This window comes from Microbispora sp. CA-102843, from assembly GCF_050936215.1.
In the GTDB taxonomy this organism is placed as follows: domain Bacteria; phylum Actinomycetota; class Actinomycetes; order Streptosporangiales; family Streptosporangiaceae; genus Microbispora.
The window spans coordinates 906,691-929,760 of the sequence record NZ_JBNJNF010000001.1; the positions used below are offsets into that span (position 1 = coordinate 906,691).

Annotated in this window: 21 protein-coding genes; 13 read left to right on the forward strand and 8 right to left on the reverse strand. The window is 70.6% G+C overall.

Annotation, left to right across the window (positions count from 1 at the left end):
* Nucleotides 1-244: 244 nt before the first annotated feature.
* Entirely contained in the window at nt 245-1,780 is a 1,536-nt protein-coding gene (locus ACQEVJ_RS04250) for a S8 family peptidase (RefSeq protein ID WP_433097352.1), read from the reverse strand.
* 376 nt (nt 1,781-2,156) lie between these two features.
* Between ACQEVJ_RS04250 and ACQEVJ_RS04255 the strand changes: the two genes are divergently transcribed.
* The 4 genes from ACQEVJ_RS04255 (at nt 2,157) to ACQEVJ_RS04270 (ending at nt 4,894) form a co-directional block, all read left to right on the forward strand.
* Entirely contained in the window at nt 2,157-3,599 is a 1,443-nt protein-coding gene (locus ACQEVJ_RS04255; protein ID WP_433097354.1) for a sensor histidine kinase, read from the forward strand.
* A 62-nt stretch (nt 3,600-3,661) separates the two neighbouring features.
* A complete protein-coding gene (locus ACQEVJ_RS04260) occupies nt 3,662-4,300 on the forward strand; it encodes a TetR/AcrR family transcriptional regulator (protein WP_433097356.1) in 639 nt (212 codons plus the stop codon).
* A complete protein-coding gene (locus tag ACQEVJ_RS04265; RefSeq protein ID WP_433097358.1) occupies nt 4,297-4,671 on the forward strand; it encodes a VOC family protein in 375 nt (124 codons plus the stop codon). Before ACQEVJ_RS04260 ends, ACQEVJ_RS04265 begins: the two co-directional genes overlap by 4 nt.
* Before the next feature lie 91 nt (nt 4,672-4,762).
* Complete coding sequence (locus tag ACQEVJ_RS04270) at nt 4,763-4,894, forward strand: hypothetical protein (RefSeq protein WP_433097360.1); 132 nt, start codon at nt 4,763-4,765, stop codon at nt 4,892-4,894.
* A gap of 81 nt (nt 4,895-4,975) precedes the next feature.
* Here ACQEVJ_RS04270 and ACQEVJ_RS04275 read toward each other — a convergent pair whose 3' ends face one another.
* Genes ACQEVJ_RS04275 through ACQEVJ_RS04285 form a run of 3 tightly spaced genes read right to left on the reverse strand, consistent with a single transcriptional unit; the run spans nt 4,976 to nt 7,608 of the window.
* Nucleotides 4,976-5,719, reverse strand: a complete 744-nt coding sequence (locus tag ACQEVJ_RS04275; protein WP_433097362.1) for a class I SAM-dependent methyltransferase — start codon at nt 5,717-5,719, stop codon at nt 4,976-4,978.
* Between the two features lie 4 nt (nt 5,720-5,723).
* The gene (locus ACQEVJ_RS04280) at nt 5,724-6,641 is read right to left on the reverse strand and encodes an amidohydrolase family protein (RefSeq protein WP_433097364.1); all 918 of its coding nucleotides are present in this window, start codon (nt 6,639-6,641) and stop codon (nt 5,724-5,726) included.
* 4 nt (nt 6,642-6,645) lie between these two features.
* Nucleotides 6,646-7,608, reverse strand: coding sequence for a helix-turn-helix transcriptional regulator (locus tag ACQEVJ_RS04285; protein WP_433097366.1), 963 nt, complete (start codon nt 7,606-7,608; stop codon nt 6,646-6,648).
* 80 nt (nt 7,609-7,688) lie between these two features.
* On the opposite strand from ACQEVJ_RS04285, the gene ACQEVJ_RS04290 reads away from it, so the two are divergent.
* Nucleotides 7,689-8,096, forward strand: coding sequence for a VOC family protein (locus ACQEVJ_RS04290; protein ID WP_433097368.1), 408 nt, complete (start codon nt 7,689-7,691; stop codon nt 8,094-8,096).
* A gap of 5 nt (nt 8,097-8,101) precedes the next feature.
* Here the strand turns inward: ACQEVJ_RS04290 and ACQEVJ_RS04295 are convergent, their stop codons facing one another.
* Both ACQEVJ_RS04295 and ACQEVJ_RS04300 read right to left on the reverse strand, forming a co-directional pair.
* On the reverse strand, nt 8,102-9,466 hold the full coding sequence (locus tag ACQEVJ_RS04295; RefSeq protein WP_433097370.1) for a hypothetical protein: 1,365 nt from the start codon (nt 9,464-9,466) through the stop codon (nt 8,102-8,104).
* A gap of 116 nt (nt 9,467-9,582) precedes the next feature.
* On the reverse strand, nt 9,583-11,190 hold the full coding sequence (locus ACQEVJ_RS04300) for a dolichyl-phosphate-mannose--protein mannosyltransferase (protein WP_433097372.1): 1,608 nt from the start codon (nt 11,188-11,190) through the stop codon (nt 9,583-9,585).
* A gap of 106 nt (nt 11,191-11,296) precedes the next feature.
* Between ACQEVJ_RS04300 and rsmI the strand changes: the two genes are divergently transcribed.
* A complete protein-coding gene (gene rsmI / locus ACQEVJ_RS04305; RefSeq protein ID WP_433097374.1) occupies nt 11,297-12,118 on the forward strand; it encodes a 16S rRNA (cytidine(1402)-2'-O)-methyltransferase in 822 nt (273 codons plus the stop codon).
* A gap of 126 nt (nt 12,119-12,244) precedes the next feature.
* On the opposite strand, the gene ACQEVJ_RS04310 is transcribed toward rsmI, so the two are convergent.
* Nucleotides 12,245-13,723, reverse strand: coding sequence for a hypothetical protein (locus ACQEVJ_RS04310; RefSeq protein WP_433097376.1), 1,479 nt, complete (start codon nt 13,721-13,723; stop codon nt 12,245-12,247).
* A gap of 398 nt (nt 13,724-14,121) precedes the next feature.
* On the opposite strand from ACQEVJ_RS04310, the gene ACQEVJ_RS04315 reads away from it, so the two are divergent.
* Genes ACQEVJ_RS04315 through rsmA form a run of 4 tightly spaced genes read left to right on the forward strand, consistent with a single transcriptional unit; the run spans nt 14,122 to nt 18,770 of the window.
* Nucleotides 14,122-15,360, forward strand: a complete 1,239-nt coding sequence (locus ACQEVJ_RS04315) for a glycosyltransferase family 2 protein (RefSeq protein WP_433097378.1) — start codon at nt 14,122-14,124, stop codon at nt 15,358-15,360.
* 59 nt (nt 15,361-15,419) lie between these two features.
* Nucleotides 15,420-17,033: a methionine--tRNA ligase gene (gene metG, locus ACQEVJ_RS04320; protein ID WP_433097380.1), complete on the forward strand. Its 1,614-nt coding sequence runs from the start codon at nt 15,420-15,422 to the stop codon at nt 17,031-17,033.
* A gap of 2 nt (nt 17,034-17,035) precedes the next feature.
* Nucleotides 17,036-17,893 (forward strand): TatD family hydrolase, encoded by an 858-nt coding sequence (locus tag ACQEVJ_RS04325; RefSeq protein WP_433097382.1) that lies wholly within the window; start codon nt 17,036-17,038, stop codon nt 17,891-17,893.
* Nucleotides 17,894-17,912: 19 nt separating this feature from the next.
* Nucleotides 17,913-18,770: a 16S rRNA (adenine(1518)-N(6)/adenine(1519)-N(6))-dimethyltransferase RsmA gene (rsmA, locus tag ACQEVJ_RS04330; RefSeq protein ID WP_433097384.1), complete on the forward strand. Its 858-nt coding sequence runs from the start codon at nt 17,913-17,915 to the stop codon at nt 18,768-18,770.
* Here the strand turns inward: rsmA and ACQEVJ_RS04335 are convergent.
* Nucleotides 18,767-19,351, reverse strand: a complete 585-nt coding sequence (locus ACQEVJ_RS04335) for a TIGR03086 family metal-binding protein (protein ID WP_433097386.1) — start codon at nt 19,349-19,351, stop codon at nt 18,767-18,769. The two genes, rsmA and ACQEVJ_RS04335, sit on opposite strands and share 4 nt — an antisense overlap.
* 96 nt (nt 19,352-19,447) lie before the next feature.
* Here ACQEVJ_RS04335 and ACQEVJ_RS04340 point away from each other — a divergent pair, with 96 nt between their 5' ends.
* From ACQEVJ_RS04340 to ACQEVJ_RS04350, 3 genes are all read left to right on the forward strand, one after another.
* The gene (locus tag ACQEVJ_RS04340) at nt 19,448-20,101 is read left to right on the forward strand and encodes a TetR/AcrR family transcriptional regulator (RefSeq protein ID WP_433097388.1); all 654 of its coding nucleotides are present in this window, start codon (nt 19,448-19,450) and stop codon (nt 20,099-20,101) included.
* Between the two features lie 368 nt (nt 20,102-20,469).
* Nucleotides 20,470-21,927, forward strand: coding sequence for a trypsin-like serine peptidase (locus ACQEVJ_RS04345; protein ID WP_433097390.1), 1,458 nt, complete (start codon nt 20,470-20,472; stop codon nt 21,925-21,927).
* Between the two features lie 215 nt (nt 21,928-22,142).
* Nucleotides 22,143-23,069 (forward strand): 4-(cytidine 5'-diphospho)-2-C-methyl-D-erythritol kinase, encoded by a 927-nt coding sequence (locus ACQEVJ_RS04350; protein WP_433097392.1) that lies wholly within the window; start codon nt 22,143-22,145, stop codon nt 23,067-23,069.
* The last annotated feature ends 1 nt before the right edge of the window (nt 23,070 follow it).

Sequence of the window (23,070 nt, forward strand, 5' to 3'; positions counted from 1 at the left end):
GGCGGGCCTTTTCGCTGTTCAGGGCCGTGTCGCTACGTGCCGGGCCGTTCGCCGTCGAGGCCCGTAGGTACGGTCACCGCCTCGTTCCCACTGTCAGAAGTCAGCGAACACTCGCGCGCCGGCGGAGAAGCGATCGTGGGTCGTCTGGTCCGACTCCTGGTCGCCGAATGGCGCTGGGCCCGCACCGTCATGACGGTGCGGGCCCAGCGTGGTGGTGTTACTCAGGTGATACCAGGGTGTCAGCTCACTTGACGACCGCGAGGGTGTCGACGACACCAGCGCCGAAGAAGCTGTTGTCGTTGACGGTGCCGGTGCAGGCCGCGGTGTTCAGCGGGCACGGCTTGGGAACGGCCCGCGCCTTGAGCTCGCTGAGCATCTGGGCCGGCGACCAGGACGGGTGCGCCGACTTCATCTGCGCCATGACGCCGGCGACGTGCGGGCTCGCCATGGACGTACCGCTCTTGGTGCCGTAGCCGTCGGCCCCCGTCCGGGTGTTCCACGTCGTCGAGTAGATCGACGAGCCGGGAGCCGCGACGTCGATCTTGCCGAGGCCGTAGTTGGAGAAGGACGACCGGACGCTGTCCAGCGTGGTGCCCACGCGCTGCAGGGATGCGACCGTCACGACACCGTCGAACTCGGCCGGGATGTCGCTGCAGTGGCTGTTGATCGTGCGCACGGTCGGCTTCGGCGCGTCGTTGGGGCTGCCCGTGTCCACGGTCTTGTTGGCCATGTCGTAGTTGGAGTTGCCCGCCGCGGCGACGTTGACGACGCCCTGCTTGGTGGCCCACTCCACGGCGCGCCGGACGGCCTCCTTGCTGGCGGCCTGGTCGGGCTGGTCGTCACACCAGAACTCGAACGGGTCGACGTAGTAGGAGTTGTTCGTGACGTCCATGTGCTTCAGGCCCGCCCACATGAAGCCGCAGACGGCGTACTCCGGGTAGATGAAGCCGTCGTCGTTGACGACCTTGACGGATGCCATGCGCACGTTCGGCGCGACACCGACGATGCCGATGTTGTTGCGAGCGGCGGCGATGGTGCCGGCGACGTGCGTACCGTGGTCGCTCGTCGTCGGGCGCCAGGCCAACGGCGTCTGGTCCGGACGGCCGACGTTGGTGCAGTTGACCGAGTTCGCGACGTCGATGTTGGCCTTGAGGTCCGGGTGCGTCGGCGAGATGCCGCTGTCGAGCACCCCGACGAGGACGTTGCGGTTGCCGTCAGAGATCGCCTGCGCCTGCGGGGCCTTGATCATCTGCATGTCCCACTGGACGCCCTCGTTGGGGTCGAGGCTCTCGCCAGGCTGCGGGTCGGACGGGATGTCGCCGTTGTCCGGCTTCTTGGCACCCTTCTTGTACCCGCTGGCGCCGGGACCCCACGGCGGGGCCAGTTCGGTCGGCGTCCCCTCGGAGACCCCGGCCGTGCGGGTGGCGCCGACGGAGGCGACCGCGTTGCCACCCTTGGCGGTGACGTTCGCGCGGAAGGCCGCCCGGTCGGAGTGGGCGACGACCACACCGATCTCGGGCCAGGACTGGACGACAACACCTCCGGCGGACTGGACCGCGCGCTCGACGAGACGAGTCTGGCCGGGGTTGGCGATCCGGGCGTTGACGACGTAGCTCATGAGCATCCCGTCGGGGATGTCCACGTTGACCGGTGTCGACGTCGGCTCGTCGGTGGTGGCCGCGTTGGCCGAGTCGGTCGCGCCTCCAAGGAAGGCGGCACCCACCATGGCGAACGCCGCGGCGGTGGCCGCGAGGCGTCGCTTGGGCAGGGCATGCTGCATGCGTTGCTCCTCGAACGGTGAGGCCGCGGCACCATCGCCGCGGTCTGGCTGGCCCCGATTCCGAAAGCCCGAAATCGCCCCGAATCCAGCCTTTAATGTTGGTTGGTGACGGTAACAGCTCGATCGTGAATTGTTCAAGAGTTCACCAAGGCGGAAGGTTGACCGGACCCACCTGCTCGCCGGTGATCACACGCACACGGTGATCGTCTCCGAACGGCACTTCCGGGCTTCGTGAGGTCACGCGGAGGAGACGCGGGAGAACCCTTGGCCTTTCACAGGGGATGCGGGTAGGGCCTTGACACCCTGCCGAGATTGAGGTGTCGCCTCTTTCCCGGCCCTTTCCGCCCCATGTGGTCCACTGGCCGGAGGGGGCAGGATGAACCTGCAGGGCCGCTTCTCCATCACCAGCCGCATCACCCTGTTCACCGGGGTGATGGCCACCCTGCTGTGCGCGCTGCTGGCCCTGCTCCTCATGACGGCCATCCACCGCTACGCCAGCGACACCGTCACCAGGGAGGTCGCGGCGGCGGGTGGCCGTGTGGCCGTCCAGATGGAGCGGGGACAGCCGGCCTATCCGCTTGCCGAGCGCGAGTTCCGCAACCTTCAGGTGGTCGACCCATCCGGCCGTGTTGTCGCTTCGACCCCCGATGTGCGGGGGATGCCGAGGATGGCGCGCTTCACCCCGCCGGACAGCAGGAACAGCGCGACCAGCGTCGTGTGCGGCGGTGTCTTCGCGGCTGCCGACTGCAACGTCGTCGTGGCGCAGTGGGCGCACCGCGCGGGCGAGAGATGGATGGTCTACAGCGCATCCCCGGCGGTGCCCCCGTGGGTCGACCCCCGCTTGGCCGGGCTGGTGGGAGTGGGCGCGGCGGCGCTGGCCGGGGCCATCACCTACCTCGGCCATCGGAACGTGCGGGCGTCGCTCAGGCCGGTCAACGCCATTCGGGCGGAGCTCGACGAGATCAACGGGGACTGCCCCGGTCGCCGTGTGCCGGTGCCGGCCACGGACGACGAGATCCAGGGGATGGCCGAAAGCGTGAACCACACGCTCAGCCGGTTGGACACCGCGCTGCGACAGGTGCACGGCGCGCTGCGGCGACAGCGTGAGTTCGTCTCCAACGCCTCCCACGACCTGCGCACCCCGATAGCCGCGATGCGTGCGGAAGTGGAGGACGGGCTTGCCGCGCCGGAGGAGACCAGCGTGCCCGAGCTGGGTTCGGTCCTCCTGCCCAGCCTTGACCGGCTGCAGGCGATCGTGCGCGACCTGCTCACCCTTGAGCGACTGGACCACGGCATGCGCGGGGAGCAGCAGCGGCTCGATCTGGCCGAGGTCGTGGCCGCGGAGCTGCGGAACCGCCGTCACCCGGCCAAGCGCGTCGAATCCGCCCTCCAGCCCGGGGTGTTCGTGCTCGGCGACAGGGTGTGTCTCGCTCGCCTGCTGACCAACCTCCTCGACAACGCCGAACGGCACGCCGGGACGACGATCACCGTGTCCGTACGGCACGAGCCCGGCGGCGGGTGCGGCGATCGGCGCTATCCGGAGGGCGCGGCGGTGCTGGAAGTCGTGGACGACGGGCCGGGCATCGAACGGGACAAGCGCGAAGTGGTGTTCGACCGGTTCACCCGGTTGGACTCGGCTCGCAGCAGGGACGCCGGGGGTGCGGGGCTGGGGCTGCCGATCGCCAGGCAGATCGCGGAGACCCACGGAGGCAGCCTGACGATCGAGGACAGCTCCGTCGGCGCCCGCTTCGTCCTGTGCCTCCCGTCCGCTCCCGCCGAGGCGACGACGGCTCCGGCCGGCGACAGCCCCTCCTCCTGAACGGACCACCGTCCACGAAAATCCATTGACGGAGTGAGTGCTCACTCCATAGCGTCGTGGGCATGACAGATTCCGTTCCCCGCCGGCGGGCGCCGGCGATGAGCCCCGAGCAGCGCAGGGCGATGATCGTCGCTGCGGCGCTTCCCCTGGTCGCCGAGTACGGCGCCGCTGTCACCACAGGTCAGATCGCCCGGGCCGCGGGCATCGGCGAGGGCACCGTCTTCCGGGCCTTCGGCGACAAGGACGAACTGCTCGACGCGTGTCTGGTCGAAGCGATGAACCCCGGTCACGTGCTGCGCGAGCTGGCCTCGATCTCCCTCGACGAACCGCTTCCCGACCGGCTGACGCAGGCGGCCGAGGCGCTGCGCGCCCACCTGGGACGCATGGGGACCGTGATCGGAGCCCTGCACGGCACCGGTCACCGCCGCGAGCGAAGCCCCGGTGATCGGCAGGCCCCCGGCGACCGGCCGGCGCCCGGAGGCAGGGAGGCCTCGATGAAGGCGACCCACGAGGCGATCGTCGAGATCATCGAACCCGATCGGGCGGCGCTGCGCCTGGAGCCCGAGAGGATCGCCTCGGTCTTCCTGGGGATGCTCTTCACCCGTCCCCTCTCCGCGTCCGCCGGGGTGGACCCGTCGCCGGAGGAGCTCGTGGACATCCTGCTGCACGGCACCCTCAAGGAACCGGAGAGCGCGGCATGACCATCACGCTGAACCACACCATCGTCCCCGCCGTCGACAACCGCGAGGCGGCCCGGTTCCTCGCCTCGATCATGGGCCTGGCGGAGCTGCCGCCCGCCGGCCGGAACGGCCACTTCGCGCCCGTACGGGTGAACGAGACGCTGACCCTCGACTTCATGACCGTGGAGAACCCCGTCGGCGTGCATCTGGCGTTCGACGTGGATCCGGCCACGTTCGACCGGATCCTGGCCCGCCTGCGGGAGGCCGGGGTGGCCTACGGCAGTGATCCGGCCCATCCCGACAACGGCCGCATCGATCACCCGCTGTGCCCGCGCGGGCTGTTCTTCGTCGACGCGGCGCGCAACCTCTATGAGGTGATGTCACCCGCATGACCGGTCCACACGAAAACCCAGTGATCTTCAAGATCTCTACAAGCCGCGTCTGGGACCTTCGGTGAGCACGTTCCTTACGGAAAGGTCTCAGATGAACGACTTCGACAAGACCCTCCGCCCGCTGGACGACAGCGAGCTGGAGGCCGTGACCGGCGGCCTGCCCGCGAACTACGACTGGATGAACTACGACTGGCGGGACGCCGTCATCGAGGCCCTGCCGTAACCAGCCGGTACAGCCGCTCAGAAGCCCGGAGGCCGGTCCCGCCCACGCGAGACCGGCCTCCGGTGCGTTCCGGGTCATGCGTCACGGATGTGTGGCCGCGACCATGGACGTCTTGGCGTGCGGCCCGCCGTACCAGAATCGCCAGCCGAGGTCGTACGCGTGGACGTCGGCGGCACCGCACTCGCGGAGCACCTCGGCGTAGCGGGGGGCGTTCCTGAAGTCGGCCAGGCGCAGCCTGCCGCCCGGCTTCAGCACGCGAAACGCCTCGCGTACCGCATCGGCGCGCCCTTCGGCGTCGGTGATGTTGTGCACGGCGAGGCTGGACACCACCAGGTCGAACGTGGCGTCAGGGAAGGGCAGGCCACGCATGTCGGCGGTGACCAGCGCGACCCGGTCCGTGACGCCCTCGGCGCGGGCGTTGGCCAGGGTGGCCTCGCCGCTGTTGCCCGACTGGTCGTGGGTCCACAGGTCGACGCCGGTCGCGTCGCCACCGGGAACCCGCGCCGCCGCCTTGAGCAGGACGAGCCCGCGGCCGCAGCCCAGGTCGAGGACGCGTTCGCCTCCGGTCAGGCCGAGCCGGTCGAGTTCGGCGTCCCAGACACGGAACTTGCCGCGCAGGGTGGTGTGCGCGAACAGCGCCGCGCCGATGATCATCATGGCGCCGCCGATCAGCAGCACCACCGCCGGGACGGCCCAGCCGACGGCGAAGAGCCCGGCGGCCAGCGCCGTCTCCGCGACTCCGCCCAGCGTCAGCCCGGTCAGCACCGCCGGGGCGTCCACACCGTACTTACCACGCGAGTTCGCACGCGGCTTCACCACGGTCACTTTTTTACCGTCGGCGGTCCGCCGCGTACAGACCGAAGATCCTGGCGGCGTTGTCGTGACAGACGGCGCGCAGCCACCCGTCCCCGAGGTCCAGGCCGGCCAGGGCCGACAGCGCATCCGCGTACGGATAGGGGATGTTGGGGAAGTCGGTGCCGAGCAGGACGCGGTCCTGAAGCTCCAGCAGCAGCGGGACGGCCTCCCGGGGGAAGGGCGCGGTCTCCTCGGTGAAGCCGGTGAAGGCCATCGTCGTGTCCAGGCAGACCGCCGGATAGCGCAGGGCCAGGGCGAGGAACTCGGCGTACTCGGGAGTGCCCATGTGGGCGATCACGATACGCAGCCGGGGATGCCGGGCGAGCAGGGCCGCGATCGGTTCCGGCCCGGTGTGCGGCCCGGGGGCCGGGCCGGACCCGCAGTGCGTCACCACGGGGATGCCGTGGTCCTCCAGCAGCCCCCAGACCTCGTCGAGCAGCGGGTCGTTCGGGTCGTACCCGCCGACCTGGAGGTGCGCCTTGAACACCCGGGCGCCCGCCTGGATCGCCCGCGCGACATACCGAGAGGCGCCGGGTTCGGGGAAGAACGTCGCCGTGTGCAGGCAGCCGGGGACCCGGGCGGCGAAGCCGGCGGCCCAGTCGTTCAGCCACTCCGCCATGCCGGGCTTGTGGGGGTAGAGCATGGAGGTGAACGCCCGCACGCCGAAGGCTCTGAGCCGTTCGACGCGGTCGTCCTCCGGCAGCCGGTAGGTGATCGGCCAGGCCCGGCCGATCAGCGGCCCGGCGGAGTCGAAGTACGCCCACACCTTGGTCAGGACGCGTTCCGGCATGAAGTGGGTGTGGACGTCGATCAGGCCGGGCAGGCCCAGCCGCCGCCAGAACGCGTTCACGCTCCGGATGTCGTCGTCCACGGCAATCGTCTCGTCCGGCATGGCCTCACACGCTACCCGCCCCCGCGGCCCGGTAGCGCTCGGCGAGCGCACGCAGGTGGGCGCGCAGTTCGGGCGGGTCGAGCACGGTGAAGGGCACGTCGAGGGCGGTGAGGAAGGCCGTCAGGCTGTGGAGCGAGTCGCCGCCGGTCTCCAGCACGCAGGCGTCCGGGCCGTCGGCGCGCAGCAGGCCGGCCGCGGCGGTGAGCCTTCCGCCCATGACCTCGATGGGCGCGTGCAGCCGTACGACGGCCCGGTGCCTCCAGGCGGCCGAGCCCGCGCCGCGTACGACGTGGGCGGCGGCGTCGCCCTCGGGTGGTTCGCGCGGGGTGAAGCGTGGGCCGTTCGGGGTGCGGAGCCGCACGCGGTCGGCGCGGAAGGTCCGCCAGTCGCCGCGGTCGACGTCCCAGGCCAGGAGATACCAGCGCCGCCCGGTGAACACGAGCCGGTGCGGCTCGGCCGTGCGGCGCCCCTCGTTCCCCCGGTGGTCGAGGTAGTCGAAGCGCAGGGTCTCGCGGTCGCGGACGGCCGCGGCGATCGAGGTCAGCGTCTCGGGATCCACGGTGGGGCCGTGGCCCGGCACCGCGACCGTGGCGGCGCGTACGGCCTCGATCCGGTGGCGCAGCCGGGACGGAAGCATGCGCTGGAGCTTGGTCAGCGCGCGCAGCGAGGTCTCCTCGATGCCGGTCACGGTGCTCCCCGCGGCGGCCTGCAGGCTGACGACCACCGCGACGACCTCCTCGTCGTCCAGCAGCAGCGGAGGCAGGGCGGACCCCGCGCCCAGCCGGTATCCGCCGGCCGTGCCGGTGGTCGAGTGGATCTCGTAGCCCAGGACGCGCAGCCGCTCGACGTCGTTGCGTACGGTCCTGGTGGTCACCCCGAGCCGGTCCGCCAGGTCGGGTCCGGACCAGCCGGGCCGCGCCTGGAGCAGCGCCAGCAACCGCAGCAGCCGTACGGAGGTTTCCAGCATGGCCACAGTCTCCCGCGCATTGCGGAACCATATGTTCCTCAAGGCCTCCTAGCGTTCATTCCAGAACGAAGGGAGCACGAATGCTGCGCGGAATGACGACCGTGAGTTTCTGGGCGGACGACGTCGAGCAGGCGAAGAGGTGGTACGCGGAGCTGCTCGGCGTGGAGGCGTACTTCGAGCGCCGGGGGCCGGACGGGCGGCTCGCCTACGCCGAGTTCCGCCTCGGCGATCACCAGCACGAACTGGGGCTGATCGACCGCCGCTACGCGCCGCACGAGGTGGGCACGCCGGGCGGGGCCGTCGTCTACTGGCACGTCGACGACGTGGCGGCGAGCCTGGACAGGCTGCTGTCGATGGGCGCCGGGCAGCACGAGGCGCCGACGGAGCGCGGCCCCGGGTTCGTCACCGCCTCGGTCGTCGACCCGTTCGGCAACATCCTGGGGATCATGTACAACGCCCACTACCTGGACGTCCTACAGGCCCCCTGAGAGGTTCACCCGAGGCCGGCGTACTGGCGGGGGCGCAGGGCCTGGGCGCGCAGCGCGGCGAGCGCGCCGCGGCGCCCGGCGGTCGTGAGACGCCACGTCCCGGCGTCCACGTCCCGCCTCACGGGCTCCCGGCTTGCCGCCTCGGGCTCCAGGGACGCGGTCTCGGGCTTTCCGGCCGCGGCCTCCAGCCCGAGGGCGTCGAGGCGGTGCCGGAGCCGGGCGAGCGGGCCGGTGAGGTCGGCGCCGCCGACCCGGCCGCCGTCCGTCGTGCGCCAGCCCTCGCCGTTGACCACCTCGGCGACCCGGGCGCGCAGGTCGTCGTCCCGCACCACGTCGCCGTCCACCAGGATCATCAGCGCCGACTCGCGGATGGAGACCTCGAAGTCGTGCTCCCCTGGGGCGGGGGCGAGCAGCGTGGGCGTGGCCGCCTGCCACATGGCGGCGCGGTCGTCCAGCAGGTTCCTGCCCGTGGTGGTGAGCACCAGCCTCCGGCCGCTGCGCCGCAGCGCCCCGAGGTCGTGCACGGCGATCTGCCGAAGTTCGGTGAGGGCGGGCACGTCGGCCTCGCCACGCACGACGCCGGACCTGGTCCGGTTGCCCCAGCCGAACCGGTCGGCCGCCTCGGCGGCCACGGCACGCCCGACGTTGAGCCGCTCGGTCAGGCGGACCCCGGTGCGCGCCAGGCCGAGCAGCCAGCGCAGCGGTTCGAGGTGGGACTCGTCCGGAGCCGCGATGGGCGCGTGCAGCCGCACCTCGAAGGGCTGGGCGAGCTCGCGGCGGGCGGTGCCGCGTCCGAGCACCCAGCGGTTCAGCCGCTCGCCGTGGACTCGGTGCAGCCAGCAGTCGCCGCCCAGTTCGGCGCGGGGCGCGGTGAGCCAGCGGCGGGTCAGCTCCTCGCGGTCCACCGGGTCGCCGGTGACGATGGCCAGCTCCAGGGCGGCCGCGCAGGCGACGTGCGCCCCGAGCTCCTCCGGCCCCATGATCGAGCTCCACGACAGCTCGGCGATGTCCGGGGGCAGCACCCCGGTGGCCTCGAGCTCACGGTGGTAGGCCGCGGCCCCGGCCTCCTCGCCCTCCCTGACGTACGTCAGCAGGATCCGCGCGGTGGCCGGGGAATCGCACAGGGCGGCGTAACGCTCCATGCCCGCGAGCCTGAGCAGCCGGCCGAGGGCCCTGGCGATGGTCGCCTGGTCGCCCGGCACCTTGATCGGCAGCGTGTACCAGAGGAACTCGCACACATCGAACTGGCTGATGGTCTCCAGCGCCTCGCCGCCGGCGAGCCACTCGACCGCGACGCGGGCGGACTCGGCGATGTCCGGCTCGGAGCGCTCCAGTTGGGCGAGGAGCGCGGCGACGTCAGGTGCGGGCATGACCCGCAGTCTGCCGTATCGACCCCATCGTTGACGACGACCGGGCATCACTCGCGACCACCCCCCCTCTGGCTGCACCCTAGGACGCGACGTACGCGCCCAACGATACGGGGGTATCAGATCCACGAGTCGAACAGCATCCTCGCGTGCCAGGAGTCGTACGGGACGGACTCGGCGGCGATCACGGGATAGAGCCAGCCGAAATTGACCAGAGCCAGCAGCACGAACGCGCCGACCACGGCCGTGCCGACCACGCGCCGGTTGGGCCTGGCCGGGTCCTCCTTGCCGATGATCAGCCCGCAGGCCAGCACGAGTGCCAGGATCATGAACGGCACCATCGGCATCGCGTAGAACATGAACATCGTCCGGTTGTCCGCGATGGCGAAGTAGAACCACGGCAGCCATCCGGCGGCGTAGCCGAGCAGCACCGCGCCCGCCCGCCAGTCGCGGGTGGCGACGTACCACGCGATCATGCCGATCAGCGCGACCAGACCGGCGTACCAGATGACCGGCGTCCCGGTGCCGAGCACCGCCCACGAGCAGGAGGCGGCGCCGCAGTTCTTCGGCGACTCGTAGAAGAACGCCACCGGGCGCAGCAGCAGCGGCCACTGCCATGGCTCGGACTGGTAGGGATGGCTCGACTCCAGGCCGGTGTGGAAGGTGAGCACCTGCTTCTGGTAGTCGAACCACGAGCGGAGCGAGTCGATGACGAAGTAGACCGGGCCGTTCGAGGTGGCCTGGTCCCAGTTGCGGCCGTACCCCTTGTCGGTGACGAACCACCCCGTGAACGAGACGACGTAGGTGACGATCGGGACGACCGCCATCCACACCGCGGCGAGCGGCAGGTCGCGGCGGACGACCTCGCCGTACGGCCGGGAGGTTCCGACGGCCCGCCGGGCGCCCGCGTCCCACAGCAGCGTCATGATCGCGAAGGCGGCGATGTAGAAGCCGCCGGTCCACTTGGTGGCCATGGCCAGGCCGAGGCACAGCCCGGCGGCCAGACGCCAGGGCCGCAGGCCCAGCCGCGGCCCGGCCGCGGGCGACCCCGCCTCGTGCCACTCGGCGAGCCGGCTGCGGGACCAGTCCCGGTCGGCCACGAGGCAGGCGAACCCGGCGAGCACCCAGAACATCAGGAAGATGTCCAGCAGCGCCGTACGGGACAGCACGAAGTGGAGGGCGTCGAGGGACAGCAGCAGGCCCGCCGCGCAGCCGAGCAGCGTCGAGCGGGTCATCCTGCGGGCCGTGCGGGCGAGGATCAGGATGGACAGCGTGCCGAGCAGCGCGGCGGTGAAGCGCCAGCCGAACGGGTTCGCTCCGAAGATCATCTCGCCGAGGCCGATCAGCCACTTGCCGATCGGCGGGTGCACCACGTATGAGGCGCACTCGCTCACCGAGCCGCACTGCTTGAAGATGTTCTCGTTGCCGGCGAGCAGGAGCTTGTCTGCTCCGTCCACGAACTGCCGCTCGACGCCGTACTTGACGGTGGCGAAGGCGTCCTTGGCGTAGTACGTCTCGTCGAAGACGACCGAGTGCGGGGTGCCCAGCCGGTAGAACCGGAGGAACCCGCCGAAGAGGGCGACCAGGATGGGGCCGAGCCAGCCCCACATGGCGCTGCCGGGCATGGGCGGCACGAGCCGGTCGCGCAGGGAAACCGTCGGGGCCTCGCCCTGTGGTCCCTCTTCCGGCTGCTCGAACGCCTTGTGAGAATAGTCGGTCACGGCCACGCCGACAGATTACTGGTGCGTCCCCGCCGAGGACACGGGTCGCGCGTGGATTGGGGCAACCGGCCGTTCGTCGATGAATGTTTCACGCCCGCCATAGGGTGGACGCGTGCTCGTTCTCGCCGCAGCCCCGATCGGCCAGCCCAAAGACGCGTCCCCACGGCTGCGCGAGGTGCTCGCCGCGGCCGACGTGATCGCGGCGGAGGACACCCGCAGGCTGCGGCGGCTCGCCACCGACCTGGAGATCGCCATCGGGGGCCGGGTGGTGTCCTACTACGACGCCAACGAGAGCGCGCGGGCCGCCGAGTTGCTGGAGGCGCTGCGCGAGGGCCGGACCGTCGTCGTGATCACCGATGCGGGCATGCCGGGCGTCTCCGACCCCGGCTATCGGCTCACCCGCCTCGCGGTCGAGGCCGGTCTGCCCGTGACGGCGCTGCCCGGTCCGTCGGCGGTGACGACCGCCCTCGTCGTCTCCGGCCTGCCGAGCGACCGGTTCTGCTTCGAGGGGTTCCCGCCGCGCAAGCCGGGGGAGCGGGCCAGGCGGCTGGCGGCGCTGGCGGCCGAGGAGCGCACGATGGTGTTCTTCGAGGCGCCGCACCGCCTGCACGCGACCTTGGCGGCGATGGCGGAGGCCTTCGGCGCGCAGCGGCCCGCCGCCGTCTGCCGGGAGCTCACCAAGACTTACGAGGAGGTCCGGCGCGGCGGCCTCGGCGAGCTGGCCGAATGGGCCGCGGGCGAGGTCAGGGGCGAGATCACGCTGGTGGTGGCGGGGCGGACCGCCGAGGAGGCCGCGCCGGTCATCGAGGAACTGGTCGAGGAGGTGGCCAGGCGCGAGGACGCGGGGGTGTCGCGCAAGCAGGCCATCGCCGAGGTGGCCAAGTCGGCCGGCGTCTCCAAGCGCGACCTCTACAACGCCGTCCACGGCGCCTGACCCCGAAAGAGACGCCTGACCCCGAAAGAGACGCCTGACCCCGCGAGAGGGGCCGGGCGTCGTGAGGGGCCGGGCGCCGCGTGCCGGGTCTGATCCGCGAGAGGGCCGGCCGCCCCGCGCGCCGGGTCAGCGGAGCGAGGGGCGGCGCAGTGAGGACAGACGCAGTGAGGACAGCCGCGGCGAGGGGCCGCCCAGCAGACCGGCGGCGGTGATGCCGGCGGCGAGGCAGGCGAGCGGCACCGCGGGCAGCAGGTAGCGGTAGTCGAACTCGGCCGTCGCCGCCGGGGCCAGGATCAGCCCCACCGCCCCCAGCCATGGCAGCAGCGCGGGCCCGCCGAGGTCGCGCCAGCGCCGCACCACGCCGTACAGGCCGAACAGCAGCAGCAGGCCCAGCACGGTGCCCGGCAGCCGTACGACCTTCTGGTAGCCGATCATGATGTCCGACCACGGCGAGACCATGTGCGTCGCGGCCGGGCCGTTCTCGTAGGCCTCGGCGTCCTTGTCGGTGGTGCTGTGGTAGGAGCTCCACTTGGGCAGCTTGCGGGTGTACTCGTTGTCGAACTCGTACTGCAGGAAGGTCTTGGCGTCGGGGAACCGCGGGCGGCCCCACTGGAAGGCGCGGAAGAAGTCCTTGGCCACCGCGGCCAGGTAGTCGCCCGGCTGGGACAGGATCGCCTTCTTCGCGAACGCGCTCGCGTTCGCGTTGATCTCCGGGGTGAACTTCATGCCCGAGCCGAAGACGTGGAGCTGGTTCTGGTCGTCCCACCACAGGTACGCCTGGGCGGACAGGCCGCGGTCCTTGGGCGCGACGTTGATGCACAGCAGCGCCAGCTCCAGCTCGCGGCGCTCGTCGATGTTCATCTTGTGGCAGTCGGCGAACAGCGACGTCCTCATGTAGAGGATGACCCCGTCGCTGTTGGTCATCGCGAACTGGCCGTTCACCGCCTTGAACCAGCCCATGTACGCGAGCACGGGCAGCCCGCACGCGGCGACGATGGCGGCGATCGGCTTCCAGCCCGTCCGCTTGATCACCAGATAGGCCACGACCAGGGCGAGGATGGGCAGGCCGATGCTCCGGGTCAGCGCGGTCAGCGCGAGCAGCAGCCCGACCACGGTCCCGCCCCGCCAGGTCATCCGCTCCCGCCACAGCACGAGCGTCACCACGCCCACCACGAGCAGGATGAACATGGTGTCCGACATGATCAGCTGTTCGAGCTGGATCTGGTAGGCGTCGAACATCACGGGGACGGCGGCCAGCGTCGCCCCCCAGCCTGGCATCCCAAATCTTCTGGTCAGCAGCGCGTAGATAAGGAACGCCGTCGCCAGGCCCATGAGGTGCTGGGTCAACACCACGAGCGAGAAACTGTGGAACGGCTTGAGCAGCAGCAGCCAGAAGCTGTACCCGTCCGGGCGGATCGGGTGCGGACGCGGGCGCAGCGCCACCGACACGTAGTCGTAGGAGTCGTTGAACCACATGGCCGGGCCGAAGCCCAGCATCGTGACGATCCGCAGCACGAAGGCGACGCCGAGCGCGGCCGCGAAGACCCGGTGCCGGCGCAGCAAGGCGAGAGGACGGCCCCATCCGCCGGCCGGGGAGGCGTTCACCGAGGGAGGATCCGCGATCGCGACCATCAAAGTCGCGCGGATTCGACCGCCTGCTTCAACCGGCGGGTGAGTCCGCGCTTCCTCCCCTCGGATTTCGCCGATGCCTTCCAATGGACACCCGCGCGCATGTGGCGAAGGAAAACCGCGCCACCTGGGCGGCATTCCGGCGCCTCACCTGCGGGCATACCGCGCACGCCGGCACGGCCGGCGTGCTGAGAATTCTCCGGGCCGGGCTCGTCCTCTGCGGCGCCGCTTGACCGGCGACTCGGGGAGCCCGCCGCTCCAGCGGTGGGTGGAGTCACGGTTACAGAATGCCAGCCGTTTCGCGGACTTGACTCGGACGCTACTGGGAAGCGGGCATCATTGGTGTCCTGCCGTCATATGCGAGGAGTTGCGACGTGGAACTTACCGTTGTCATGCCATGCCTCAATGAGGCCGAGACCGTTGAGATCTGCGTTCGCAAGGCACTCACCTGCATGCGCGAGAACGGAATCGACGGCGAGGTGGTCATCGCCGACAACGGCAGCACCGACGGCTCGCAACAGCTGGCCCGTGACGCGGGCGCCCGGGTTGTCCACATTGACGAGAAGGGCTACGGCAACGCCCTGATCGGCGGCATCCGCGCCGCCCGCGGCAAGTACGTCATCATGGGCGACGCCGACGACTCCTACGACTTCACCAACCTGATGCCCTTCGTCGAGCAGCTCCGGGACGGCGCCGAGCTGGTCATGGGCAACCGGTTCCGCGGCGGCATCGCCCCGGGTGCCATGCCCCCCCTCCACCGCTACCTGGGCAACCCGGTCCTGTCGTTCGTCGGCCGGCTGTTCTTCCCCAGCGAGATCGGCGACTTCCACTGCGGCCTGCGTGGCTTCCGCCGCGACTCGATCCTGCGGCTGGGGCTCCAGACCGGCGGCATGGAGTTCGCCTCCGAGATGGTCGTGAAGGCGACCCTGCAGGGGCTCAACGTCCGCGAGGTGCCCACCACCCTGTCGCCCGACGGCCGCTCCCGCCCGCCGCACCTGCGGTCCTGGCGGGACGGCTGGCGCCACCTGCGCTTCCTGATGCTCTACAGCCCGCGCTGGCTGTTCTTCATCCCGGGCCTGGTGCTCATGAGCCTCGGCCTGGTCGCGGGGGCGGCGCTGACGTTCGGCCCGGTCTACATCGGCAAGCTCGCCTTCGACGTCGACACGCTGGTCGGCGCGTCCGCGATGGTGGTCATCGGCTTCCAGGCCGTGCTGTTCGCGTTGTTCACCAAGGTGTACGCGGCCGAGGAGGGCTTTCTCCCCGAGGACCGGCGCATCCGCAGGCTGGTGGACGTCGTCACGCTGGAGAAGGGCCTGCTCGCGGGTGGCGCCCTGGCCGTGGCCGGTCTGGTCGGCCTGGTGGCCTCACTCGCCCACTGGGGCGGTCGCGGCTTCGGCGAGCTGATCCCGGCCGAGTCGCTGCGCCTCGTCGTGCCGTCGGCGATGGCGTTCATCATGAGCTTCCAGACGATCTTCGCGTCGCTGTTCATCAGCATCCTCGGCATCCGCCGTACGCGGGAGAACCCGGTCGACATCGCGGCGTCCGCCGCCGAGGAGGCCGCCGAGGCCGTCACCCGCGAGTCCGAGACCGCCGGCCGCGAGTCCGTGGCCTGACCACTCACCCGGCGTTTCAACCCGGGGAGTCATCTCCCCGGGGCCGATAGGATTCGCACATGGCGGCTACAGGAACGACTGCATCCGGGGAGTCGGCGTTCTACGTGACGACGCCGATCTACTACGTCAACGACGCCCCGCACCTGGGCCACGCCTACACGACCGTCGCGGGCGACGTGCTCACCCGCTGGCACCGCCAGCGCGGCGAGAAGGTGTGGTACCTCACCGGCACGGACGAGCACGGTCAGAAGATCATGCGTACGGCGGAGGCGAACGGCGTGTCGCCCCAGGAGTGGTGCGACAAGCTCGTCGAGGACGCCTGGAAGCCGCTCTGGGAGCATCTCCAGATCGCCAACGACGACTTCATCCGCACCACCGAGTCGCGCCACACCGACCGCGTCCAGGAGTTCGTGCAGGACCTGTACGACAAGGGCGAGATCTACAAGGGCGGTTACGAAGGCCCCTACTGCGTCGGCTGTGAGGAGTACAAGTCGCCCGGCGATCTGCTGGAGGGCGACCTGTGCCCGATCCACAAGCGCCCGGTGGAGTGGCTGAAGGAGGAGAACTACTTCTTCAGACTCTCGGCGTACGGCCCGCGCCTGCTGGAGTTCTACGAGCAGAACCCCGACTTCGTCCAGCCCGCCTCGGCGCGCAACGAGGTCGTGCAGTTCGTGAAGCAGGGCCTGCAGGACCTGTCGATCTCGCGGTCCACCTTCGACTGGGGCGTCCCGATCCCCTGGGACCCCAAGCACGTCATCTACGTCTGGATCGACGCGCTGCTCAACTACGCCACGGCCGTCGGCTACGGCTCCGACCAGGCGAAGTTCGACGCCACCTGGCCCGCCAACGTGCACCTGGTCGGCAAGGACATCCTCCGGTTCCACGCGATCATCTGGCCCGCGATGCTCATGGCGAACGGCCTGCCGCTGCCGGGGCGCGTGTTCGCCAACGGCTGGCTCATGGTCGGCGGCGAGAAGATGAGCAAGTCCAACCTCACCGGCATCTCGCCCCGCGACCTGACGAGCCACTTCGGCGTGGACGCCTACCGCTACTACTTCCTGCGGGCGATCCCGTTCGGCCAGGACGGCTCGTTCTCCTGGGAGGACTTCTCCGCCCGCTACACCTCCGAGCTCGCCAACGACTTCGGCAACCTGGCGTCCCGGGTCGCGGCGATGATCGGCAAGTACTTCGACGGCATCCTGCCGGAGGCGGGTAAAAGCGGCACTGGGCCTGAGGCGAAGAACGCGGGCCCGGCGGAGCAGGCGGTCGCGGACGGACTCGCCGCGGCGGCGGCCCAGGCGGACACCATGATCGGTGACAACCTGGACTTCGCCGGCGGCATCGGCGCCATCTTCGACTTCGTCAAGCAGGTCAACGGCTACCTGAGCGACCAGGCGCCGTGGAAGGTGGCCAAGGACGAATCGCCCGAGGGGCAGGCGCGGCTCGCGACGATCCTCTACACGGCGGCCGAGTCGCTGCGCGCGATCGCGGTCCTGCTGCACCCGATCATGCCGGCCACGAGCGCCAAGCTGTGGGCGTCCCTCGGGGCGGAGCCGCACCTGGGCGCGCTCGCCGACCAGCGGATCGCCGACGTCGCCACCTGGGGAGGGCTGCCCGCCGGGGCGCAGGTCGTCAAGGGCGAGATCCTCTTCCCGCGGCTGGAGAACGCCTGACCATGTCGCGTGAGCGTCCCGCGCCGCCCGAGGCGCTGCCGGCGGAAGTGTTCGACAGCCACTGCCACCTGGACATCATGGTCGGCAACCGGCAGGCGTCCTCGGGCGATCCCGTCGCGCTGGCGGCCCAGGCGGCCGGGGCGAACGTCGAGTCGATCCTCGCCGAGGCGAGGTCGGTCGGCGTGACGCGCCTGGTGACGGTCGGATACGACCTGCCGTCCTCGCGGTGGAACGCCGAGGTGGCCGGCGAGCACCGGGACGTCTACGCGGCCGTGGCCATCCATCCGAACGAGGCGCACGCCTCCACGCCCGAAGTCCTCGCCGAGATCGAGGACCTCGCGGGGCGGCCGTACGTGCGGGCGGTGGGGGAGACCGGGCTCGACTACTTCCGCGACTGGGCGTCGAAGGACGACCAGCACGCCAGCTTCCGCGCGCACATCGAGATCGCCAAGCGCACCGGCAAGGCCCTGGTGATCCACGACCGTGACGCGCACGACGACGTGCTCGCCGTGCTCGCCGACCAGGGCGCTCCCGATGCGGTGGTCTTCCACAGCTTCTCCGGCGACGCCGAGATGGCCAAGCGGTGTGTGGACGCCGGTTACTTCATGTCGTTCTCCGGCCCGGTGACGTACAAGAACGCCGGGTATCTGCGCGAGGCGGCGGCGGTGGCCCCGCCCGAGCTGATGCTGGTGGAGACCGACGCGCCCTACCTGCCGCCGACGCCGCATCGGGGCAAGCCCAACGCGCCCTACCTGATCCCGCTCACGCTCCGCTGCCTCGCGGAGGTCAAGGGCATGGACGTCGCCGACCTCGCCGCCCGGATCACGGCCAACGGCGAGACCGTCTTCGGCGCCTGGTAGCGCGGGAGACACTGGAGGCATGAGTCTGCTCGGGCCGGTCGAAGTACGTACGCTCGCTGAGAAGCTGAACCTCCGGCCGACGAAGAAGCTGGGGCAGAACTTCGTGATCGACGGCGGCACCGTCCGCCGGATCGTCCGGCTCGCCGAGGTCACACCGCAGGATGTGGCGATCGAGATCGGGCCGGGGCTCGGCTCGCTCACCCTCGCCCTGCTCCCGGAGGTCGCCGAGGTCGTCGCCGTGGAGATCGACCCGGTGCTGGCGGAGCAGTTGCCGCTGACGGTCGCCGAGCGGGCCCCCGAGGTGGCCGGCCGGCTGAACGTGGTGCACGCCGACGCGCTCAAGATCGGGCCCGCCGAGCTCGGGACCGAGCCGACCGCGCTGGTGGCCAACCTGCCGTACAACGTGTCCGTGCCGGTCGTGCTGCACCTGCTTGAGGTGCTGCCGTCGCTGCGGCGCGGGCTGGTGATGGTGCAGTCGGAGGTCGCCGACCGGCTCGCCGCGGCTCCGGGGTCGCGCATCTACGGCGTTCCCTCGGTGAAGGCGGCCTGGTACGCCGACGTGCGCCGGGCCGGCCCGGTCGGGCGCAACGTCTTCTGGCCCGCGCCGAACGTCGACTCCGGCCTGGTCTCGCTCGTACGGCGGGAGCCGCCGGCGACGACGGCGACCCGCCAGGAGGTGTTCGCCGCCGTCGACGCGGCCTTCGCCCAGCGCCGCAAGACGCTGCGCGCCGCGCTCGCCACCTGGGCGGGCACGGCGGCCGCCGCCGAGAAGGCCCTGGTCGGGGCCGGGATCGACCCCTCGGTGCGCGGGGAGCAGCTGAGGATCGAGGACTTCGCCCGCATCGCCGAACAGCGGGCCGCGGCGGCGACGAGCTAGCGGCGGCCGAGGTAGGCGAGCAGCCTGGTCACGTCGTCGGCCTCGTCGCCGGCCTCGAGAGCGGGGGCGTACGCGCCGTAGGCCCGCAGCGGTTCGACGATCCGGGTGGCGACGTCCATCAGCGGCCGGGCCATCTCCGAGGTGAGCGGCGAGGGCCGCCCTGTGGCCATGGCGATGTCCCAGGCGTGCACCGCCGCGTCGAGCGCGCACGCGCCGGCCGCGAGCCATGCGGGCATGGGGCCCTGGGGGAGCGGAACCGGCACCTGCTCGGCGTCGTCGTCCACGGTCGCCCAGGCGCCGGCCGAGGCGTCCAGTGCCGCGGTCAGGTGTGCCCCGGGGTCGCCCTCGATGCGGCCGGAGGGCGAGAACGGGTCCTCGGAGGGCCACGGCCCACCGGTGATCGCGGCGGCGTAGGCGATCTGGTCCCCGGCCGCGTGCTGCAGCACCTGGGTGACCGACCACTTCTCGCACGGAGTCGCGGCGTCCCATGCCTCGCCGCCGACGCCCGCGACGGCGGCGCGCAGCGCGTCGTGCGCCTGGGTCAGCAGGGTCCGCCAGCTCGCCGTCGTGGTCTCGTTCATCGGTGCTTCCTCTCCGTTAAGAACGGAATGTTCCGTTCCGCTGCGAAGGGTACTCTACCAGAACGGAATGCTCTGTTCCACTGTTACTGTGACCGCATGCCGAAGCAGATGGACGACCAGGGTTCCACTGGCCTCGCCGGACGGCGGGGTCAGGCCGCACGCAACGACGCCGCCATCCTCGACGCCGCCAGGGAGATCTTCCTCGCCGATCCGAAGGCGCCGGTGGCGGCCGTCGCGGAGCGGGCCGGGGTCGGAATGAGTGCGCTCTATCGGAGATATCCCGGCAAGGAGGACCTGCTGCGCAGGCTGTGCCATGACGGGCTGCGCCGCTGGATCGAGGAGGCGGAGGCCGTCGAGGCCGAGCCGGACGCATGGAAGGCGCTCGTCGTCTTCCTCGAACGGATCGTCGACGCCGACGTGCACTCGCTCACGGTCCACCTCGCCGGCACCTTCACGTCGACCGAGGAGATGGGGCGTGACGCGCGGCGGGCCGCCGAGCTGATGGGCCGGCTGGTGGAGCGGGCCCATGCGGCGGGACGGTTGCGCCGCGACGTCGTCGCCGACGACATCGGACTCGTGCTGGAGGGGTGCGCCGCCGTCCGCGTGCCCGATCCGGAGCGTGCGCGGGAGCTGCGGCGGCGCTTCCTGTCGATGGTGCTCGACGGCTTGACCGGGGTCGATGCGGCGGCTCTCCCCGGCCCGGCGCCGGAGCCGGGCGAGCTGAACTGGCGGTGGCGGCGGTCGGATTAGACGGACCGGACCATGCTCCTTCGTCTGCTCCCTCGCACCGCTCTGCCGCCGCCGTGACAGATCAAGTTGGACGTGATCGACAGGCGTTCCCGTTCCATCGGATGAGTGTGATTTACGTCACACAGAGACCCTGTGTCGATCAGTGACATTCCGTGACAAGCCGGCGATCGCGGCCTCTGTGATCAGCGAAAACGCGGCGGCCGCCGAGAGGGTGCCGGCGACGGCGGCAGTCGCGATCTTGACGTGGTGATCAGACTGAAAACCACTTAGGCGGTCACTTCTCGCAAATCCTCAGATAGTTTTTAGCCGTCCTTTACTGACGGATGGGGCGCGAGCGGCGCCCGACGATCAGACCAGGGAGTAGTAACTTGAAGCGCACCCTCACCCTCGGCGGCATCGCGGTCGGCCTGCTGGCCTCCGCGGCTGTCGCAGCCCCCGCCCACGCGGACTCCGTTCCGCACGACACCCTGGCCAGCACCAACTTCGCCGCCAAGCAGGTCGCCGCCTTCTGGTACGGCCAGAACAAGGCCAACCTGGTCAACGCCACCCCGTACGCGGTGGAGACCACGCTGCCCACCAAGCACGTCTCCACGGGTGGCGCCTCCGCCGACAGCAAGGCCGGCGTCGTCGGCTCCAGCGGTGACAAGAAGGCGACCAGCGGCACGTCGAAGAACGTGAACCTGCCGAAGACCACCGGCAAGGTGTTCTTCATCGGCGCCGACAAGAAGCCGCACTGGTGCTCGGCGACCTCCGTGCAGAGCCAGTACAAGAACCTGGTGGCGACCGCCGGCCATTGCGTGTACGACACCAAGAGCAACAAGGCGACCCTCGACAAGTGGGTCTTCGTCCCCGGTTACTACCAGGGCAAGACCCCGTGGGGCATCTACGTGGGTAAGACCGCGTACACCCACTACGACTTCGACGTCTACGAGGACGGCGACCGCGACTACGCGTTCGTGACCGTCTACAACGGCGTCCTGCCCACCAGCGCCTCCGGCAAGAGCTACGACCGCACCTTCGAGACCTCCCGTGAGGCGAGGCTGGCCAAGGCCAAGCTCGACAAGGACAGCGCCTACTCGAACGTGACCATCCAGCCCGTGGTCGACACCGACCACGTGGTCAAGGAGGGCACCCGCGAGTCGCAGAAGGTCTACGTCAAGCGGGACGAGTGGAAGAAGCTCAACCCCGAGGGCACTCCGGCCGACGGCCCCTTCAAGGAGGGCACCGGCGTCACGGACAAGGAGTCCACCTTCAAGCCCCGCGGCTGGGATGAGGGCAAGGAGTCCCGCGACGGCAAGGCCTTCTACCTCAAGAAGGGCGACAAGTACGTCGTCCGCACCTACTGGATCAACTACGACGTCGACTACCGCCTGACCGGCCGGGCTCTGTCCATCGGTCTCAAGGACGTCGGCACCCTCGGCTCCAACGTCGGTGGCCAGGGCCTGGCGTACAACCAGAAGATCGGCACGGGCATCTTCGTGTTCGGTTACCCGAGCGGCTCGCACCCGGACGGCAACTACGCCTTCTCCGGCAAGACCCTCAAGTGGTCGTACGGCAAGACCTTCAAGGCGGCCGCGCCGTCGATGAAGGCCGAGGAGCTGGTGGGCATCAAGTCCTCCTTCACCGGTGAGGGCGCCATCGGCTCGTCCTGGCTCTACCGCTACAGCAGCGCCAAGCGTCTCGGCTACCTCAACGGTGTGACCATCGCGGTCTCCGACACCGACGGCAACAACCGCATCGACACCAGCGTCTCCCCGTACTTCGACGGTGAGACCCTGGCCGTCTACAAGACCGCTGCGAAGAACTGGTCCGGCAAGATCGTCTGATCCGTCACCGGCACGCGAAGGGGCTCGGCATCCAGCCGGGCCCCTTTTCGCTGCCCGGACCTGGACTCACCCATGGTGGCTTGCCGAATCTCCGGAGGCATAGGTGCCACTAAGCTCGGGTCCCATGCCCAGGAACAGCAGCAGGGAACAGCAGCCCAGGAACAGCAGTCCAGGCACGGCCACGAGCGACGGCGACGCGAGGCGGTGAGCGGGCGATGAGCGCGATCACGGTGCGCGTGCCGGCGAAGGTCAACCTCCAGCTCGCGGTCGGCCCGCTCCGCGAGGACGGCTACCACGACCTGGTGAACGTCTTCCACGCGGTCTCGCTGTTCGACGAGGTCACCGCCGCCGAGCCGCTCGACGGGGACCCCTCCGCCGCCCCGCTCCGGGTCAGGGTCGAGGGAGACCACACCGGAGAGGTTCCGGTGAGCGACGACAACCTCGCCGTCCGGGCCGCCAGTGCGCTGGCCGACCGGGCGGGCCGTTCCTACCGGGCCGATCTGCTGATCCGCAAGTCGATCCCCGTGGCGGGCGGCATGGCCGGGGGGAGTGCCGACGCCGCCGCGGCGCTGGTGGCCTGCAACGAGCTGTGGGGCCTCGGCCTGCCCGTCGAGGACCTGATGGAGATCGCCGCCGACATCGGCAGCGACGTGCCGTTCGCGCTGCTCGGCGGCACAGCCGTGGGCACCGGACGCGGCGAGCGGCTCGCCCCGCTGGAGACCGCCGGGGTCTTCCACTGGGTCTTCGCGCTCGCCGACGGCGGTTTGTCGACCCCGCGGGTGTACGGCGAGTGCGACCGGCTTCGTGAGGAGGCGGGGGTGGCCGCGCCCACGCCCGCGGTGAGCGAGCCCCTGCTCGCCGCCCTGCGCCAGGGCGACGCGAAGGCGCTCGGGCAGGCGCTGTCCAACGACCTGCAGCCCGCGGCGCTGGCGCTGCGTCCGTCGCTCGCGGACACGCTCGCCGCCGGCCGTGAGCACGGGGCGCTCGGCGCGATCGTCTCCGGGTCCGGCCCCACCTGCGCCTTCCTGACCGAGTCGGCCGAGCGGGCGCACGAGCTGGCCGCTCTGATCAAGGACGTGGACGGCTGCCGGGCCGTCGTCACCGCCCACGGGCCCGTCCCTGGGACCACCGTGGCCGGATAAG

Excerpts from the sequence above, each read along its gene's own strand:
- metG (WP_433097380.1), top strand. The coding sequence starts at position 15,420 with ATGGCGGCTACAGGAACGACTGCATCCGGGGAGTCGGCGTTCTACGTG.
- rsmA (WP_433097384.1), top strand. The coding sequence starts at position 17,913 with ATGAGTCTGCTCGGGCCGGTCGAAGTACGTACGCTCGCTGAGAAGCTG.
- ACQEVJ_RS04350 (WP_433097392.1), top strand. The coding sequence starts at position 22,143 with ATGAGCGCGATCACGGTGCGCGTGCCGGCGAAGGTCAACCTCCAGCTC.
- ACQEVJ_RS04265 (WP_433097358.1), top strand. The coding sequence starts at position 4,297 with ATGACCATCACGCTGAACCACACCATCGTCCCCGCCGTCGACAACCGC.
- ACQEVJ_RS04335 (WP_433097386.1), bottom strand. The coding sequence starts at position 19,351 with ATGAACGAGACCACGACGGCGAGCTGGCGGACCCTGCTGACCCAGGCG.
- ACQEVJ_RS04260 (WP_433097356.1), top strand. The coding sequence starts at position 3,662 with ATGACAGATTCCGTTCCCCGCCGGCGGGCGCCGGCGATGAGCCCCGAG.
- ACQEVJ_RS04325 (WP_433097382.1), top strand. The coding sequence starts at position 17,036 with ATGTCGCGTGAGCGTCCCGCGCCGCCCGAGGCGCTGCCGGCGGAAGTG.
- ACQEVJ_RS04270 (WP_433097360.1), top strand. The coding sequence starts at position 4,763 with ATGAACGACTTCGACAAGACCCTCCGCCCGCTGGACGACAGCGAGCTG.
- ACQEVJ_RS04280 (WP_433097364.1), bottom strand. The coding sequence starts at position 6,641 with ATGCCGGACGAGACGATTGCCGTGGACGACGACATCCGGAGCGTGAAC.
- ACQEVJ_RS04285 (WP_433097366.1), bottom strand. The coding sequence starts at position 7,608 with ATGCTGGAAACCTCCGTACGGCTGCTGCGGTTGCTGGCGCTGCTCCAG.
- ACQEVJ_RS04250 (WP_433097352.1), bottom strand. The coding sequence starts at position 1,780 with ATGCAGCATGCCCTGCCCAAGCGACGCCTCGCGGCCACCGCCGCGGCG.
- ACQEVJ_RS04255 (WP_433097354.1), top strand. The coding sequence starts at position 2,157 with ATGAACCTGCAGGGCCGCTTCTCCATCACCAGCCGCATCACCCTGTTC.
- ACQEVJ_RS04295 (WP_433097370.1), bottom strand. The coding sequence starts at position 9,466 with ATGCCCGCACCTGACGTCGCCGCGCTCCTCGCCCAACTGGAGCGCTCC.
- ACQEVJ_RS04340 (WP_433097388.1), top strand. The coding sequence starts at position 19,448 with ATGCCGAAGCAGATGGACGACCAGGGTTCCACTGGCCTCGCCGGACGG.
- ACQEVJ_RS04290 (WP_433097368.1), top strand. The coding sequence starts at position 7,689 with ATGCTGCGCGGAATGACGACCGTGAGTTTCTGGGCGGACGACGTCGAG.